This is a genomic window from Notoacmeibacter ruber, from assembly GCF_003668555.1.
Taxonomy (GTDB): domain Bacteria; phylum Pseudomonadota; class Alphaproteobacteria; order Rhizobiales; family Rhizobiaceae; genus Notoacmeibacter; species Notoacmeibacter ruber.
This window is the reverse complement of record NZ_RCWN01000002.1, coordinates 101,118-118,307: the sequence shown is the minus strand read 5'-3', so window position 1 is coordinate 118,307 and position 17,190 is coordinate 101,118. Positions and strand designations below refer to the sequence as shown.

The following is a 17,190-nucleotide window of genomic DNA, read 5'->3' as shown; positions in this document are numbered from 1 at the left end:
CTTTTATTGGGATCCGAGCATGAGCAACCTTTTCATTGGAGTGGCTTCACATTCCGGTCTCCTCCGGCGGCGTGAACAGAATAGAAGCGCGAACGTCCGGGAAATTGGAAGTCGTCGATAAGGCTAGAGCTCTAGACTGGACGGAAGGACACCGATCCGCTGTTGTCCGGTGACCTAGGCCACCATTCGCTTTTTCTGGATTGCTAGGAGGGCGTGCTGCGCATCGGCAGGCAAATTCGGTGATATTTCGTCGACGGGAGTCGGTCGGGCGATGAAGAAGCCTTGAATTTCGTGACAACCCTCCGAAGCCAGACGGTGCATTTGCTCAGCCGTCTCAACACCCTCGGCAACGACAGATGCACCTAACGCTTCCGCCATGCTGACGACCGACCGAATGACATGCCAAGCCTTCTCGTCGGTGGACTGGACGAAGCTTCTATCGATCTTGATCGTGTCGAAGCAGAAGCGGGTCAGATAGCTGAGCGAAGAATAGCCGGAACCGAAATCGTCGAGGGCGATGCGGATACCCAGCTGGCGGATCGTCGATAGCAAGCGAAGAGCCAGTTGATCATCATCGATCAGAATACCTTCGGTGATCTCCAGTTCGAGACGCGACGGCGGCAATCCCGTCTCGTCCAAGGCGGTGCGGATATTGGACAGCAGGTTCGGATCGCGGAATTGCCTTGGGCTGACTTTCACGCTGATGGTCGCATCGTTCAGCCTGTCGACCGTTGTCCGGCACGCCTGTCGAATGATCCAGGCGCCGATTGGCACGATCAGGTCCGATGCTTCGGCAATGGGGATAAAGTCTCCCGGCGCAACAGGAGCGAGCGCTCGCTTTGCCGAATGGCGCGCTATCCAAGTGTTCTCAAACCAGCAATTGCAGGAATGTCTGCTTTTGACGGCATGTTCGCTCGACGACTAACGGCAGCATTGGCTCCAAGCGGACAGTTGATAGGGCGTAATGAGCGTCGGCAGTGCGCCGCCCTTTCGGTCGTCACGCTGCTCGGGGTCTCGCCAGAGCGGAATTTCGTTCAGGCAGGCTATGTGATCGAAGAACCGGTAGCTGATCCCACGCTGGCGAACGGTTACTTCGTCGGTAAAACAGCGCTGATGACGATCAGAAGTTCGGAAGCGTTTGTTCGTCTAATCAGCAGCGTCGGTAGATCAGCGATTGATGGTCGTCGAATCTTATCTTGCCGCGCGCTACTTCGCCGCTACCAAAGAGTTGGCCGCGGCGAAGTACCGGGATCAGTTTCCAGCTTTGACGCGAGATCGCGACCGGACACCCGGCGCAACGCCTCGGCTGCTACAAATTGGGCGCGCATAGCGAACTCCATCAGCTCTGTCCTGGTCATACCGTGCGACCCATAGCGGGTACCGACATAGTTGGGGAAATGCGCGACGGCGCCGCGAAGGCGATCGTCGTGTGCGGTAGACACTGCGCCGATCAGCGCCTCGGCGAGCTTATCGAGGTGATGCGATAGTTTGCGATATTGCGGCTCGGTCCAGCCCTGCGCGGCGAGTGCCCCTTTCAACGCCAGTTCGGCAGTCAGGCAGATAGTTTGAACCGCAGCATCGATATCGATGTCACCGGAGAGGATGCGAGCGGTGGCCGCGAGCGAAGAGCGCGCATTGGCAAGAAGCGGGGGCGCATCTCCAATCCCGTGCGCCAGATCACTGACGCCGTAGGCAAAATCCCACAGATCAGCGACGCCGTAAAATGCGCGCCAGCCTTGTTCGGGATAGTGCTTGAAGATGAGCTCCAACTCTTCGCGCGGCATCTCAATGCAGTCAACCGGGTTTACCGCGACGGTGCCGGAAGCGACGGCGACCCTAACCGGGTACATTTGGTCGCGCAGCGCTACACCGCCCTTGAGCATCGCCGGCATCGAGAAATCGCCCGCCGGATAAAGCGCGTGGTAGATCGCCATGAGCGGATCCCACGTTGCCTTGCCGAACATGTCGCCAACGATGCCCTCCGCTTTCATCCAGGCCATTGCGACGTGGAACGGCCGCTGATGCAGAATCAGGCCCTGCGCGATCAGTTGGTCGTCGAGCCGGCGCACGAACTCCATCTCGATGATTTTTGTCAAAGGAACTTCTCCGCCAGCTCGCGCTTCCCGCGGGGATCGGAATGCGTGATCTTGCGATCCTCGGGATAGTAGAAGCCGGTGATGTCAAGGTCGAACTCGCGAATCCGCACCCGCACCGACAGCTCGTGATTGTCACCCCAGGTATCGCGCATAGACGCCTGACAGGTTTCCCCGCGCATCTCGAACTTAAAGGACTGGCGCCTTTCATTCTCCCATTCAGAAACGGCGGCGCGAATCAGGTTCTCGCTGATCGCGTCCCGCTTCTTCTGCGACAGCATATCGAGGGACGACTCCTTGACCGGCCCGAACATCCCGCTGGCGTTCATTGCCTCGAGGATCTTGCGCATGTGACTGCCGGTATGCTGGTTCACGAACAGTGAGGATCGCGAGCCATGCGGGCCGCCAAGTAGGTTAGATCGAATATTCCACCACGTCTCGGCCACTTGGGCACTGCTCGCTTCTGCCGCCATCTGCTGCGCGAACCAAGCGAGGGCGTCGCGGCTGCGGATGGTGCCATCAGCCTCGAGCTCAACTGCGTTGGCGACTACGACGACGGGCTGCGCACTTTCGGCGTAAAGCGGCTGATCGAGGCGATGCGCATAAAGACCTGGCACCTGATTGACTGCCGCCACGAGCCTGTCAGCCCCACCATCCGAATAGGGGCAGGTGACGAACCCCCGTACGAACTCTGTCGTGTGATCGAGCTCCTCATATGTTTCCAGCTGCGAGAGGCAGCCAATGTGACCGGCGCCATTACGGGGCGGCGCGGTCAGGATCGGGTGCCAGTCAGGATAATGATCTACCGCGTTGCCGAGTTCTCTGATGAGTTGCTCAACCACCACACGGCCTGCATCGGGATTGTTCAGGCTCTTCGTGAGGTAGGTCATCGCCTTCGCGTTTTGCTGAAAGGCGGCGGTGGGGGAGCGAAATTCCATTGGATATGCCTCTACGCAAAATGCTTATGTTACGTAAATACTCAAAGTCACGTAAAAATCAAGGTCGCGTGAGAGTTCGACTTGTTGGCTGCCAATATTCATGGCGAGTTCTGGGACGCTTGCATGACGGATAGTAGACGATGGCTGACTATCGTATCACCGTGTACGACGCGTTGAGGTCAGGACACTTCCTCCGCCCTGCCGGCAGATTTCACCCCGTCCATGATCGCGCCGCCTATTTGGGTCACGGCTCCGTCTACGACCAACCGCCAGGAAAGGTCCGGCATCGCACTTTGTCATTAAACTGATCGCAGGAGCGGGACCGCAAGCTGTCCAGTAGGCTGATCGTGAGCGAATAGGCTCGATGACAGTTTTCGCCGTCTCAGCGCCAGTAGCCGACAGTCCGCTGCCGGCGCCCTCGGCCGCTCGTTCGCCTGCCTTTTCTGGTGGGGAGATCGGTAGGCGCGACTTGGATCAGCGAAACTGTTCCACTTTCACCTCAAGTGGGCCAGCGACCTTCGTCCAGGCTTTGTCAGCGGTGACGATTGGAACAGCTAGCTTCTGTCCCAGCGCAAGACAGGCGCGGTCTCCATGGCTCAGGCCAAACGGCTTAGTGAATGCAAACATCGCTCCGGCTGCGAAAGCAAGTTCGAGATCCAGCGCGACGGCGTTCAACCCTAGAGAAAGTATAAGCTCTTCTGCTTCCGATCGGCTCATGCCGCTTTGGCAGAACTTCGAGATGGCCTCTTGAACTGTCAGGGTCGAGACTGCCGCCCCGGCATCGATCCAGCGCTCGACCTTCGCGGCACCACGTTCAGCGAATGCGTAAGCAAGAATAGCCGATGTATCGATGACGCAGGCGCTCATGAATTGGCACCTCCGTTAGCCTCGCCCCCAGGCTCAATTCGATCGATTTCCTGCTCGGCTTCGATACGCTTTTCGGCAAGAAACTGATCGACGACGCTTACGCCAGGCCGTGCATATTTCTTGGCGATGAGCTGGGCGCGTTTGCGGCGGAGTTTTGCGGTGGTCAATGTAATCGCATCGCCATCAGCTTCGATCAGAACCTTGTCGCCTTTGGCGAGGCCCAGGGATCGACGCAAGTCTGCAGGCAATACGACGCGGCCATTCTCCTGCATCGGCAATTCGTAGAGTTTCATACCATTCTCCTCACGAAGGGTCGGCGTCAGTCATGGTGCGGTTCAGGCGAAAAAGCACCTCAGATCACAATTACCCCATAACGCAATAAATAGCCATTGCGGAATAATATGGCACAGATTGATCATTGACCTAATATATTCTATATGGCTACGAAACTTTCATTGCTCATGATTTCATAATAGGCACAAGGCGAGCCGCAAGGGCCCGAGACGGCAGTTTGCCTGATGCTGCTTTCCTTACCATGCGCAGAAGCGACCGTTTTTGAGCACATTTACCGTAAACGCTCATAAAATAGCTTGTGGGTATTGCGAGCTTGCGCAATAGTATTCATCACCTTTTTGATGCAGTTTTGCCGTCCGCCGCGCTCCATGTCTCGCATTTTTGCCTATGCCCGTGTCTCGACCATCGAGCAGACCACCGAGAACCAACTCGGTGAAATCCGCGCTGCCGGGTTTCAGGTCCAGCCACGGCGCATCGTCACCGAGATCATCTCCGGTTCGATCGCGGCCTCCGAGCGGCCGGGCTTTGCCAGACTGGTCGACCGGCTGGAAGGGGGCGACATCCTCGTCGTCACCAAGCTCGATCGGCTGGGCCGCAACGCCATGGATGTGCGCAAGACCGTCGACCAGCTCGACGAGCTGGGCATCAAGGTTCATTGTCTGGCCCTCGGCGGTGTCGATCTGACTAGCCCGGCAGGCCGCATGACCATGGGCGTCATCAACGCCGTCGCTGAGTTCGAGCGTGATCTTCTCATCGAGCGCACCCAGGCCGGCCTCGTCCGTGCGAAGTCCGAGGGTAAGATCCTTGGCCGTCCGCCTCGTCTTACCGCCGATCAAAAACGGGCCGTCGTCGCCAAGCTTCAGGACGGCGCCTCGATCACAAGGCTCGCCCGCGATTATGGCGTCAGCCGTCTCACCATCACGCGCGCCCGCGACAGTTATAAAAAGATTGCGTCGGGCGAGGCGCTGCAAGCCGGGGAGGGGGCTGATGCCGATCCGGCGTGAAGACCGGCAGTTTTACCCGATCAACTGCCGCGAGCTATCTCGTGCGATCGGGTTTGGCCGCAAGGCCGGAGCGAGCGCCACGTCGGGCCGCATCGCGAGACCGTCTATCATCTCGGCGACTGACGCTGGTTCGACGCAATCCTTGAACACTGGCAAGACGGGTGATCGGTAAAGGCTCGTCGTCATCCACGTCACGTCTATCCAGCGAGAACTGCCGCTGCCCAAGTCTAGGATCGCCTCAGTCCTGCGTCGTTTCGGGGATCGGTATCCATCTGTCCTGCTCCTGAGACTTCGGGGCGATCTTCAGAAGAATGGATTTCAGGGCGGTCCGCTCCTCCACCGTCAGCCGGTCGAGCAGGGACGCGCGGATGCATTCCGCATGGACCGGCACCGCCTCATTCAGCAGCGCGCGACCCATGGCAGTGATCTCGATCCCTACGCTGCGACGGTCCGATCCGAATGCGACGCGGCGCAGCAGACCCCGCCGGACCAGCCGATCAACAAGGCGACTGAGCGCCGACTGGCTGAGACGCACATTCCTGGATACCTCGGACAGGCCTATCCGCCCCGCCAGATCGTTGCCGATAGTCAGAAGGGCGTCGAACTCCACGATGCTCAGACCCGGGCCCTGGGCCAGCGCCTCTTGCAGGTGCCGTGTCACAGCATCGGCTGCATCCGCGAGCCCGGTATAGGCTCGAACACATCCCTCATAACTGTGTTGATCCGGACCAACCATGAAGCCTAAATCCAAGCGCTTGAACATGCATGCGCACACATATATGTGGGTCCACAAGCGTTCAACCCTTGATCGCAATCAGAAAGGATACGCCATGGCAAAGCTCAGGATCGCCGTCATTATCAGCAGCACGCGCGATACACGATTTGGACCGGTCGCCGCGGAGTGGATCGCAGGGATCGCGCGCGAACGCGAAGAACTGGACATCGAGGTGGTCGATCTGCGGGACTACGACCTGCCTTTCTTTAATGAAAAGATGACCAACCGCATCCTGCCGAGCGAAGACCCACGCGCCATCGCCTGGCAGAAGAAGATTGGTGATTTCGATGGCTACATCGTCGCCATGGCCGAATACAACCGCTCGCTGACCGGCGCCATGAAGAATGCCTTCGACCAAGCTTACTTGGAATGGAACCGCAAGCCCATCGGCTTCGTCGGCTACGGCTCTGTCGGGGGCGCCTTCGCGATCCAGAACGCCCGGGTCATCGCGGTCGAGCTGCAGATGGTCCCGGTACGGGCAGCCGTACATATCGGCGGCGGCGAGTACGTGAAGGTGGTGCACCAGCGGCAGCCGATGACGGAAATTGAGCCGGCGATCCTGCCCAGTGCAAATGACTTGCTGGACGAGATCACCTGGTGGGGGCACGCCACCAAGGCGGCACGATCCGAGGGGTGACGGACCATGTTGTTTATTGAGCCGACGGGTCTCTTCCGCGTCGCGATCGATCAGGTTCGTCCGGACTTGCAGCCTGAGAGTGGTGGCGGCGTAGAAGCAAAGCCGGTTCGCGGCGGTTGAGGCCATTGTCCTAGATGGCCATGGCCACTCCGGCTTGCGCGAACAGATGCACGTTCCGCGGCTGAACCCGCAAGCCGACCTCATCACCGGCCTTTGCCGGGATATTGCCGTGCGATACGATCTTCGCTTCGAGGTTCGTGCCCCGCGCGCCGACTTTCTTCATCGCGCCAAGGCGGACAAGCTTGCCCTGAGACAAGCCGACCTGCGGCGCCAGTGCCCGCTTCGTGCGGGTAAAAGCTGTGGCGTTGACGCGGTTGAGACCACGGCGAAAGGCGCGGGTGGCCTTGGCCCTGCTGCCAAGCGTTTCGACAGCTTTTTCGAAGCGCGGGATGCCATCTCCGCGAATGACCAGGCTCAGCGTCGCCATGATGTCACCCCGCGGGAAAGAAAGAGCGCCGCCCGCCCTGCTGGAGGACTGAGCGGACGGCGCGTGGCCGGACAGGGCCGCATCCGCCACGCAGCGGGGTGCCGTCCGCAGCGGGCTGAATAGACGTTGGTCTCGAAACGAGAAAAGGACCGGTCGGCCTCTGCCGGACGCGGTCCTTCCCAATGACACGTTGAGTGCATTCTCGTGGCCTGCTTTGTCAACAGGGCTATTTCAAGCGCTTTCGGCGGCTAGGTCCGAGGCGGATGGCTTGAGCGAAAGAATATCGCGAGTACGGCGAATCGCGCCGATTAAGAGATGCGACCAGTGGCCAACTACGTCGAACTTACGTCGTAGATATTGCCGAACAAATTGTACTTCTTTTCCAATGCTTCGATCGTGTATCTGGCTTCCTTTTCAGATGAAAGCCAGGCGTCATCCAGAGATATTGAAATAATATCATCGTCTACGAGTGGTATTATTCTATTTGTTACCTTTAAAAAAAGTGAATTTGGTACATCGGATGGCAATTCGATGCCCGTAAAATTAAATGAAAAGCTATCACCGATTTGCGGTATGATTATCAATTCAATATTGCCAGATACATATCCAAACGCTACATTCTCATAGAATAAGGAGAAGTCGATATATACTGTATGTTTTCCGGCCAAAAAATCTGTCATTGCGGTCTCGCCGGCCTTGCCGGAATTACCAAGTCTGCAGCCATCTTCGCTTCCTCACTCATATCACAGCCCATTTTCTGTCCCAGCGATATCATTGCTCGTATTGCATTCAATCGTCCAGCCATGTCGGCCGCATGGGTAATCCAACCCGGCTTGCCCGCCTTGAGAAACAATCCACCTTCATCGCGCAACATCGCATTCATCTTAATGCGTGCTTGACCAATTGCTTGGTTGACTGCAGCCTTCAGCGCCTGACAGGGATCATCCGTTCCCGCACAATATTTATCATACTGTCGTTCTTCTAGCGGGGTCATATCTTGCGGCCGGGGCGGGGTAATTTCTACCGGAAGGGGATGGCTATTTATCCCGTACCAAAACGCAGCCAATAACGCTGCTGCTCCGATCTCGCAGCCCCCGGCACTGCATACGCCGACAATTGCTATAGGAGCAAACAAACCGTTGGGATCAGTGAACTGCAACGGGCTGTTCATGGCGTACGCCCATCTATTGGGCCCATCGGGCATACCGATCGGATCGGGCTGCAGGTAGCGACCGGTGGTTGGATCGTAATGGCGGTGCCAATTGTCGAAAAGACCTGACTCAAGCTGAAACCACTGCCCCGGGAAACGACGGTCGAGGCTGGCCGATCCGGTGATCGAATGGGCTCCGCCAAATGGCAGCCACGTCGCTTGCCAAACGACGGCTCGTGTATCGTCCGTCATCATCACCGGCCGTTGGAGATGGTCGGTATGAACATGCCAGATCGATGGCGCTGCGCTGCCCGCATCAGCGACGACTGCCAGAGGACGCTCGTCGAGCCAGACATATTCGCGGAGCACTGTTCCCGATGCATCATATTCGGCGATGATGTTGCCATCGAGATCGTGGATGTAATGTAGTGTCGTGCCACTGGCGGGTAGGGTGCGCACTGTCAGGCGCGAGAGGTAGTCGTAGCTGTATTGCCCGGCCAGTGAACCGCCGGTGCTGACCGAGGCGAGCTGGCCGGGAGCGTTGTAATCATAGCTGCGGGTAACGCCGGCGGTAAGATCGGCATCTGAGACGATGTTGCCTGCCGCGTCCGAGGTAATGGTCCGGGTTGGCGTGCCATCCGTGATGACGCCGTCGAGGCGGTTGGAATCGAACGGTATGCCGAAGGCTATGGTCGTCGTTACACCATTGACGGTGGATATGCGGTGCGTTCGGTTGCCGGCCCCGTCCACGTAGAAAATGAGGCTGCCCCAAGGTCCGTCAGCATTTTGCAGGAAGCCATTGGGCGTATACCAGTAGATTTCGCTCTGTCCGCTATCCAGATTATCGGTGATCGCGGTGAGATTGCGGTTGTGCTGGTAAGCATAGGATCGATCCAGCAGAACGTTCGCCGGTGTCACGGTCTCGTCGGTCAGGGTCTGCCTGGCAAGCTGCCTATCCCCATCGTAGGTTCGCCAATCGACAAGCTCGTTTCCGTGCAACAAGCCACGGCGAGGGCCGAATGGGGTGTGACTCACCCACCAGGCGAGACCGACAACAGGACCCGCCGACGATTCTTTAAAGTCGACATTGGCGATGTTACCATTCGCATCGCGGCCGAAATTGACGATATGACCGGATGGATAGGTTATCTCTGTCAGCTTTCCGGCATCGTCCCACCGGAAGGCGGTGACATAGGTTCGGGCGCCGATGACGCGCGTTTCCTGCACAACTCGTCCAAGGGCATCATATTCGCGTGTGAGCGTTCCGGCAGCGTCGGTAACCGCGGTGAGCTGACCAATACCGTTGGTCCCGGTGTCGTAGGTATAGGTGACATTGGAGCCAGTCTCACCAGGGTAGTCGACCGCAAGAACGCGTCCGGATCCATCCCGGGTCAGATTGGTTGTGACGTTGCGCGCATCTGTCCGAGAGACGATTTCACCATTTTCGTCACGGGTATAGACGACCGTGCCGATGTCGTTGCTCGTCTCCTGGATGGCTTCACCCCAGCCATTGCGAACATATGTCGTGGTGACTGCATGCGGATCGGTCGTCGAAATAGGGTTCTCGGTCGTGCCATAATTCCAGGTGGTGGTCGAATCGCGCTCGTCCTCGAAGGCGGCAAGCCGGTCGAGATTGTCATAGGTCCGCGCCGCGACATTATCGTTCGGGTCGGTCGTCGATATCAAATTGTCGACCTTGTCGTAGCCAAAGCTCCATTGCGCTGAGCCAGCGCGCAGGATCGTCAGCAGACGTCCGAGTTCATCGTAGCTCTTGGACTGGGTGAAATAGAGATCGGAATTGGCGTTGCGGGTTTCCGACAGGGTGACATTGCCCATTGCGTCGTAATCATAGGAGATGGTCTCTCCCGAATTGTTCGCGATCTCGGTTAAGCGGTCATTGCCGTCATAGGAGAGACTTAAGAATGCACCATTGGGCCGTGTGATTTTGCTGATGTTGCCGGCAGCGTCGTAATCATAGGAAGTCGTTGCACCGAGCCCTCCGGGATCCAGAACATCCGACACCAGGCGGCCGATCGCATCGTAGGCGAGTTCTCTGGTGACGCCGTTTGGTCCCTCGACCTCGGTGGGCTGACCTCGTCCGTTCCGCGATAGGATCGTGTAGACATGCCCGACTTCGTTGGTGAAGGTCGCCGCGTAGCCGTCCGTTCCATAGGTGTAGGACACCGTATCGCCGCTTCCCGAAAGCGGGCCATCAATTGTCGCAACCTGATCGTTAGCGGCATAGGTATAAGTCCATGTGCGCGACTGGCCCGATGTCGCATAGGGGGCTGTATGAGTGGTGGTGTCTGTTTCCGTCTTGGAGATAAGGCGACCCGTGCTGTCATAGTCGTAGGTCGTTGTCAGACCTGGCCGCTCGACGGAAACTGGCACGTTAAAAACGCCGTGCCAGGTCACGGTCGTAACGCGCTGGTCGGCCGTACCGGTGGCCTCCGTGATCTGCAAGGGTCGGCCAAGTCCATCCCGGACGTAGCTTGTGACGCGACCTTCCTCATCGCTGACAGTCGCGATGAAATTTCTCGAATCGTAAGTGAAATCCGTGTCGGACGCCGCGCAGTTCGCACTGGCCTGACCATCCACGCCGGCAAATCGCGTGAAAAACGCCGTCGAACCAGAATGAGCGAAATTGTAGATGGCTTCCTTGCCAAGCGGATTCGTGACGGTGCGGGTATCCAGCGAACCACTTGAGCCATAGGTGACGATATAGGCATCGCTGCCGGACGCCCCGGCAGTGGCCGTCGCGCGGCCCCGTCCATCATAAGTGTAAGTAGCAACCCGAATATTGCGGTGGTCGGTGATCCCCGTCAGCGCGAACGGATAATCTGCGTTCTCATAGTGGTAGGTTTCGCTATTCACCACCGCGTCGCTGCTGTCTCTCCACTCCACACCGACAAGCCGCTCTATCGCGCTCGTTGAAGGCGCCGAGGTCGCGGGCGGTGGATCGAAATCGTAGGCAACCTTCGTTCCATCCGGCAGCTCTATTTCTGAAATTGCTTCCGGATAGGGCAGGGCTCCGGAAATCCCGCTCAGTGTCGTCGTATAGAAATAGCTCCAGTCGAAACTCACAGTTCGACTGTAGCTGTCCGTGATCGTAAGGAGCCTGTGATCATCGGGGTCGTATTCGTATGTCCAGGTGTAGCCGCCCTTTTCCTCTGCCGTTAGCGGCCGGGCGACGTCATAGCGGTTGGGAGTGTTGACGTGTGCGAACGTTTTCAACGTCCACAGCCTATCGTCAGAACCGGCAACAGCCCAATCGCTGCTGGATGATTTGATCTGCGAAAGATCAGCGGGCAGGGAGCCGACATGTGTGATTGAATAGTCTGGCGACGCAGGCCCCGAGGCCGTATCGCCAACCCATTCACCGTCACTGTTCAGCTTGAAATCGTAGGCGGAGCCGTCCGGCGCGATCAGCGTTACATTCGCATTCGGCGACGATGGAGAACCGGAGAAAGTACCGAGTTGCAGCTCCATGGCGAAATTGAACTGCCATCCCCTAGCGAGGCCGAGAGGAAGGTTCCGGGCACTTTTGTTTCGGCCGAGAGGATTGGAGCGATATGTTCGCGCAATGACGAGTTTTCCATCACTCGAAGCAAAATCCGTAACCGAGTGGTACTTCGTTCCCGTGCTCAGAATGATGGGATTTCCGACTACCGGGTTCAGCCGTCCTCCATTGGCAATGCGACAGACCGGGCGCTCGGGCCGATAATCTGCTTCTTTCACGCATGCGTAAGGAAATTTTCGAACGTAACCGTATGCGCAGGAATAATGGACGCTCACTGGAATAACAGTGCCGCACGAGCCGCTACCGCCTTCCTGGCCGCATAGATACTGATATCTAGTCCACTCACACCTCTTGTAAAAAGGGGTATCTGTTCGATCGAGCGCTCCAATGAAGCGGCTTCGACCATTGTCCATTCCGGCCCATTTCCACTGGGCATAGCAGGCTTCTTTGGCGGTCGCGTAATAGCTTCCATTCCAACCCCAGCCTCGCACGCCGGTTCCTGCGGCGGAGGCGGAGTGAGGGGCGACGCAAACAAAGGTAAGAGCGATGAACAGAAGTGCATGCCATTGCGCCAATCTGAGGCATGAGGATTTGATCCCACTGCGCATGATTCCACTCCACCTAGGACAAAATTCTTACAGTCCGGGTAGCTGATAATGCTTTTTGAGAAAACAGCAATAATGTCTCAGCCGTAATTTCACTTTCTGCACAGCCGAGACTATAAGTTGTCGAAAGATGTATTTTTGAACGGCAATGTAACGTTAGATTGTTTTTGCCTCGCAATAAAAACTATTGGTCGTTTTGATTGTCCATTAAATTGAGCCATCAGCAAAACGATCCGCGCTCTTGCGATCGAGCAACCGGGTGACGTCGCGAGTAAAGCCCTGTTGAAAAGGACGCGAAAGAGTCGGGCTTACCCGCGGCTTACCCATCGAACGGATGAATTCGCTCGCTGCGGATCCTCGATCGTCCGCCTGAAACGCCACGCCCGATGCGCCAATGGTCGGCGAGCGTGCCGAGGCCGGCGGCAAGCGCCGGCGTGATGACGGCAGCGCATGCGCCGTGCAACGGCTACGATGGCCTGTCCCTCACCGCAGATCGCAATGATCAGAGGATACATTCCGGGGCCGTGAACGCGGTCGAGCACCCTCTTAGCGTCCATCAGCATGTGACCGGCATGGGCGTGGGCTTCGATTAAGACGTCGCCACCCCCCGCCCCCGAACCTACCCTAGATCGCGGCACCGCCCCGCAGCGAGATGGCGAGGCGCTCGTCATATTCCCGCATGCGCAGGCCCGCTTCGGGCTGGTCATTGTCCACGGAGGCGGGTGAGGGGCGTTTCCCCGAGATTGACCGTCACCCGCATGGTGATCGGGTCTCAGGTCAGGCGTATCGCGCGGTCGATAAACTATGGTGCCCACGGGAAATACCTTTCCTGTGATTGTCCGACATGGAAGACACTTCTCTTCTCCCACGTTATCAACATCCATACAGGCCGCCATTACCGCAGCGCTGGCATTTATCGTCGCGCGTCGATTTGAGTCCTGATGAGGTTGCCGAGTTTCTGCGAAAATCCTTCGACCGATCCTCAATCGGTGTGTCGGTCGATTCAACGCAGGTGCACACTGGGTGTAAGGCACCTTTCTGGTCTCCTCATTTTGAAACCAAGACCGTCGCTTTCGAAGAGGGCTTTCCGCCCGCGGCAGGCTGGGGACCTAATAGCGGAGAGGGCGCTGTGTATGAGCGGGGTCATCTATATTACTGGTCATATGATTCGTAACAGAAGGTCAGCTTACTACCTTTTCCAGGCAGAAACCGGACTTCCCACTCACCACCCATGTCCAAGACGATGCAGAGAATCGGCCGACTGGCAGCTTTCAAGAGGATGCGGCGGGTTCCTGAATGGCAGAAATGCGGCGCAAAACAGCTGTTCATCTAATCTGCGGCGAACTCGGCTTAGAGCCCATTCTTGCAAATGCTGTATCTCGCTCGAATTGGCGCAATGCGCGGCAGGTGGACATGGTCTGATGGGGAGGCGGCTACGTCCCTTAGTTGCGTGACTGCCCCGATTCGACGTCTCTGCTGCGCCGAACCTGCCGCTCGTTCGCTCGGCAAATGACAATTCGGGTCATCGAGCGCTCGACGGACGCCTGCACCGTTCGCCGGTTATGGCGTCTGGACACGGATGCCTGCGTATCTTGGACAGCCAGAAATCAAGAGCCCGCCGGTTGCGGCGGACGCTGGACCATCGGAAAGTCTTCGCGGTGATTCATATCAGACGACCGCGATTTGTCGTTTTCTTGTCAACCATCCGTTCGCCGCGACAAGAGCAAGTGTGACCAGTGGCGGCACGGCGTGACCGAATTCTCCGTGCAGAAGAACGGTCGCGGACGCGGCCCCCATGACGCAGACTGCAAGGATGCTACCAAACAGGCGTGTTCGGGGAAGCGCGATCAGAGCAGCCGCGGTCCATTCCAGCAGGCCGGTGAGGTAGGGAAACCAGTCGGGGTAGCCCCACCGGTCATAGTTGGCCCGGATCTCTTGGCTGGCGAAGATGTTCAAGGTGCCACCCAGCAGGAAGAATACGGCAAGCGCGCCAGCGAAGACGTGGCGCCAGGGGATCATGGACATGGATCGTCCTCAGGTTCGTATCTGGAGGATTGGACAGCTCGCTTAGAGCGGACGGATTGTTGTGAAACGACGGTCGTGCCAGATCAGCGGGGCGCGGTTCTCGGCGAGGTCGATGGCAAGCGGCCGCCCGACGAAGAGGACGTGATCCTCGGTCACGATATTTTCGACGAGGGCACAGTCCATCGCCACTGTCGCGCTGCGAAGGCGGGGATGACCGGAAGGCCACGCCTCCCATTCGCCGTGCTCGAAGCGCTGGTCGCGCGGAACCTTCCCGGCAAAGGCCTCGGCGACTGTCTGCTGTCCGGCCTGCAGCATCGCGAACGAGAAGCCGCTGCACTCCCGGATCAGCGATGCGAGGTGCGCGTTGGTATCGATAGACACCAACAGCGAGGGCGGGTCGACGGCCAGCGACAGCGCCGCCGTCACCGTGCGTCCCACGCGTTCGTCTCCAACGGCGGCCGTGACCACGCAGGCCGTCGCGGCGAGCGACGCCATGGCCTCGCGGAACGCGCTCGCCGTTTCGTCCAACTGTGCGGTGGCAGTCATGACGCGCCCTTCTGCCCCGGCTCCGGCGAGAAATGCGTCTGGAGCTTGTTCGGCACGCCGTCCATCGCCTCGGCATTCGCAGGCGGATCGCCGGCCGCGGTAATGACAGGCCACATCTCGGCATATTTGCGATTGAATTCGACCCAGCGCTCGCTGTCCGGCTCGGTGTCGGACCGGATCGCCTCGGCGGGGCATTCGGGTTCGCACACGCCACAATCGATGCACTCATCGGGGTGGATCACCAGCGTGTTCTCTCCCTCGTAGAAGCAGTCGACGGGGCAGACTTCGACGCAGTCCATGTATTTGCAGGCGATGCAGTTCTCGGTGACGATGTATGTCATGGCGGGCTCGCGGGTTCGGACAAGGCCCATGCGCGCCTAACGCGCGCATGGATCAAAGCATCAGGCGAGGTTGGCCGCGGCGAACTCGTAGTTCGCGAGCCGGCCCAGGAAGTTATCGACGTAGTCCGGCCGGCGGTTACGGAAGTCGACGTAGTAGCTGTGCTCCCACACATCGAGGCCGAGAAGCGCAGTGCCTTCGCCGGTGGCGAGCGGGTTCACCCCATTGGGCGTCTTGGTCACGCCGAGGCTGCCATCCGGCTTCTGGATCAGCCATGCCCAGCCCGAGCCGAACTGGCCGGTGGCGACGGTCTTGAACGCCTGCTTGAACGTATCGACCGAGCCGAAATCCGCGTTCAGTTTGGTCTCGAGCGCGCCGGGGAGGCGGCCGCCGTCGGGCGACAGCGCATTCCAGAAGTGGATGTGATTCCAATGCTGGCCCGCCTGGTTGAAGATGCCCTCGCGATCGGCATCGCCGTAGGTTGTGGTGACGATCTCCTCCAGCGTTTTACCCTGCAGGTCGGCGTTCTTCTCGACGAAGCCGTTGAGCGCCGTGACGTAGGCCTGGTGATGCTTGTCGTGGTGCAATTCGAGCGTCTCGGTGCTCATGCCGCGGTCTTCTAGGCTAGAATGTGAGAAGTTCAGGGCGGGCAGTTCGAAGGCCATGTGGGGCTCCTTCATGTGATGTGGTTGCGCCGCGTTATGCGGCACGCTATTAATGCAAACAACAGCTTTGAAAACTCTTGGGCAAATATGTCAAGTGATGACTTGGAAAAAACGAACTGGTCGCCACGCTCCGCCGCCGAACGCATCCTCATGGCGCTCAAGATGCATGGCGCGCTGACATCGGCGCAGGTCGGCGCGCGCCTTGGCACGACCGGAGAGGCCGCGCGCCAGCAACTCGTGAAGCTGGCCGAGGACGGCCTCGTGTCGGACGAACGCAAGTCCGCCGGGCGGGGACGGCCGGCGTTTCACTGGCACCTAACCGAAAAAGGGCAGGCCCGGTTTCCCGATACCCACGCCGCGTTGACCGTTGACATTCTGCGCAGCATCTCGGTCGTTCTGGGCGAGCATGCACTGGACCGGATCATCCATGCGCGCGAGTCGACGACGCAGGCGCTCTACGAAGAGGCGATGGCGGACTGCATGACCCTCGGCGACCGCGTCGGAAAGCTCGCCGAGCTGCGAAACGCCGAGGGTTACATGGCCACCGCTGAAGAGGGCGCGGACGGGGAGCTTCTGCTGGTAGAAAATCACTGCCCGATCTGCGCCGCGGCGACGTTCTGCCAAGGTTTCTGCCGTGCCGAGAAAGCGGTGTTCGAGGACGTTCTGGGCGACGGCGTCTCTGTCGAGCGGGTGGAGCATATCGTCGGCGGAGGCCGGCGCTGCACCTACGTCATCCGAGAGGTTACCTAATGGCTGCTCGCAATACCCAGCCCGTGCCTCGCTTCCCCGAAGCGGTGGCCGAGGGCCTCGACGAGGCGATGATCCGCGAGGTCGTCTATAATTTCTATGCCGCCGCGCGTGAGGACCCGGTGATCGGACCTGTTTTCCGCGCCCGGGTTCCGGATGAACGCTGACATGGGCACATGGTGACCAATGCATTGGCCGGCGCTTGCGGCCACTTTTCCGAAAAGCCAGGGCGATTCCCCGATCCGCATTCAGACGTAGATGTTGACCCCGCGCTCGCCAAACCCGTCCGTCCTGTCCATCGCAGCAAAGAAGGGCAGGGGATAGAGCCAGCAGAAGACGGGGACCAACACGAAGGGCAGGCCAATCAGCGCACTGCGCAGGCTTTGATCAACTTTATAAGATACAGAAATCATAAAGAAAAATACGACCTAGTTCCATAAGATAAATTATGCAATCGCCCCATATAGGCGCAACGTTAGAATGTCCTGTTTCTGCAAA

17 protein-coding genes are annotated in these 17,190 nt (G+C 58.5%); 4 read left to right on the top strand and 13 right to left on the bottom strand.

Annotated elements, in window-relative coordinates:
* Positions 1 to 174 precede the first annotated feature (174 nt).
* The 5 genes from D8780_RS15095 to D8780_RS15075 all read right to left on the bottom strand — a co-directional run bounded on the left by D8780_RS15095 (position 175) and on the right by D8780_RS15075 (position 4,191).
* A complete protein-coding gene (locus D8780_RS15095; RefSeq protein ID WP_121646698.1) occupies positions 175 to 858 on the bottom strand; it encodes an EAL domain-containing protein in 684 nt (227 codons plus the stop codon).
* Positions 859 to 1,217: 359 nt separating this feature from the next.
* Positions 1,218 to 2,096: a dehydroquinate synthase/iron-containing alcohol dehydrogenase family protein gene (locus tag D8780_RS15090; protein ID WP_121646697.1), complete on the bottom strand. Its 879-nt coding sequence runs from the start codon at positions 2,094 to 2,096 to the stop codon at positions 1,218 to 1,220.
* Positions 2,093 to 3,031 carry a hypothetical protein gene (locus D8780_RS15085; protein ID WP_121646696.1) on the bottom strand — a complete coding sequence of 313 codons (939 nt, stop codon included), beginning with the start codon at positions 3,029 to 3,031 and terminating at the stop codon, positions 2,093 to 2,095. The genes D8780_RS15090 and D8780_RS15085 overlap by 4 nt, the downstream gene beginning before the upstream one ends.
* A 474-nt stretch (positions 3,032 to 3,505) precedes the next feature.
* Entirely contained in the window at positions 3,506 to 3,898 is a 393-nt protein-coding gene (locus D8780_RS15080; protein ID WP_121646695.1) for a type II toxin-antitoxin system VapC family toxin, read from the bottom strand.
* The gene (locus D8780_RS15075; protein ID WP_121646694.1) at positions 3,895 to 4,191 is read right to left on the bottom strand and encodes an AbrB/MazE/SpoVT family DNA-binding domain-containing protein; all 297 of its coding nucleotides are present in this window, start codon (positions 4,189 to 4,191) and stop codon (positions 3,895 to 3,897) included. The genes D8780_RS15080 and D8780_RS15075 overlap by 4 nt, the downstream gene beginning before the upstream one ends.
* Positions 4,192 to 4,560: 369 nt before the next feature.
* On the opposite strand from D8780_RS15075, the gene D8780_RS15070 reads away from it, so the two are divergent.
* Complete coding sequence (locus D8780_RS15070; RefSeq protein WP_121646693.1) at positions 4,561 to 5,196, top strand: recombinase family protein; 636 nt, start codon at positions 4,561 to 4,563, stop codon at positions 5,194 to 5,196.
* 238 nt (positions 5,197 to 5,434) lie between these two features.
* Here D8780_RS15070 and D8780_RS15060 read toward each other — a convergent pair whose 3' ends face one another.
* Complete coding sequence (locus tag D8780_RS15060) at positions 5,435 to 5,932, bottom strand: MarR family winged helix-turn-helix transcriptional regulator (protein ID WP_158598527.1); 498 nt, start codon at positions 5,930 to 5,932, stop codon at positions 5,435 to 5,437.
* Between D8780_RS15060 and D8780_RS15055 the strand changes: the two genes are divergently transcribed.
* Positions 5,931 to 6,608: an NADPH-dependent FMN reductase gene (locus tag D8780_RS15055; protein WP_342633443.1), complete on the top strand. Its 678-nt coding sequence runs from the start codon at positions 5,931 to 5,933 to the stop codon at positions 6,606 to 6,608. The two genes, D8780_RS15060 and D8780_RS15055, sit on opposite strands and share 2 nt — an antisense overlap.
* Before the next feature lie 130 nt (positions 6,609 to 6,738).
* Here the strand turns inward: D8780_RS15055 and D8780_RS15050 are convergent, their stop codons facing one another.
* From D8780_RS15050 to D8780_RS15015, 7 genes are all read right to left on the bottom strand, one after another.
* On the bottom strand, positions 6,739 to 7,095 hold the full coding sequence (locus D8780_RS15050; RefSeq protein ID WP_147440338.1) for a hypothetical protein: 357 nt from the start codon (positions 7,093 to 7,095) through the stop codon (positions 6,739 to 6,741).
* 332 nt (positions 7,096 to 7,427) lie between these two features.
* Positions 7,428 to 7,775 (bottom strand): hypothetical protein, encoded by a 348-nt coding sequence (locus D8780_RS15850; RefSeq protein ID WP_121646689.1) that lies wholly within the window; start codon positions 7,773 to 7,775, stop codon positions 7,428 to 7,430.
* Positions 7,772 to 12,373 (bottom strand): RHS repeat-associated core domain-containing protein, encoded by a 4,602-nt coding sequence (locus tag D8780_RS15040; protein WP_121646688.1) that lies wholly within the window; start codon positions 12,371 to 12,373, stop codon positions 7,772 to 7,774. Before D8780_RS15040 ends, D8780_RS15850 begins: the two co-directional genes overlap by 4 nt.
* A gap of 1,665 nt (positions 12,374 to 14,038) precedes the next feature.
* Positions 14,039 to 14,395 carry a DoxX family protein gene (locus tag D8780_RS15030; RefSeq protein WP_121646686.1) on the bottom strand — a complete coding sequence of 119 codons (357 nt, stop codon included), beginning with the start codon at positions 14,393 to 14,395 and terminating at the stop codon, positions 14,039 to 14,041.
* A 42-nt stretch (positions 14,396 to 14,437) separates the two neighbouring features.
* A complete protein-coding gene (locus tag D8780_RS15025; protein ID WP_121646685.1) occupies positions 14,438 to 14,941 on the bottom strand; it encodes a flavin reductase family protein in 504 nt (167 codons plus the stop codon).
* Positions 14,938 to 15,282, bottom strand: a complete 345-nt coding sequence (gene fdxA / locus D8780_RS15020; protein ID WP_121646737.1) for a ferredoxin FdxA — start codon at positions 15,280 to 15,282, stop codon at positions 14,938 to 14,940. The genes D8780_RS15025 and fdxA overlap by 4 nt, the downstream gene beginning before the upstream one ends.
* A 60-nt stretch (positions 15,283 to 15,342) precedes the next feature.
* Complete coding sequence (locus tag D8780_RS15015; RefSeq protein ID WP_121646684.1) at positions 15,343 to 15,945, bottom strand: superoxide dismutase; 603 nt, start codon at positions 15,943 to 15,945, stop codon at positions 15,343 to 15,345.
* Positions 15,946 to 16,095: 150 nt separating this feature from the next.
* Here D8780_RS15015 and D8780_RS15010 point away from each other — a divergent pair, with 150 nt between their 5' ends.
* Both D8780_RS15010 and D8780_RS15005 read left to right on the top strand, forming a co-directional pair.
* Positions 16,096 to 16,695 carry a helix-turn-helix transcriptional regulator gene (locus D8780_RS15010; protein ID WP_245412429.1) on the top strand — a complete coding sequence of 200 codons (600 nt, stop codon included), beginning with the start codon at positions 16,096 to 16,098 and terminating at the stop codon, positions 16,693 to 16,695.
* A complete protein-coding gene (locus D8780_RS15005) occupies positions 16,695 to 16,859 on the top strand; it encodes a globin family protein (RefSeq protein ID WP_199699662.1) in 165 nt (54 codons plus the stop codon). The genes D8780_RS15010 and D8780_RS15005 overlap by 1 nt, the downstream gene beginning before the upstream one ends.
* Positions 16,860 to 17,190 lie beyond the last annotated feature (331 nt).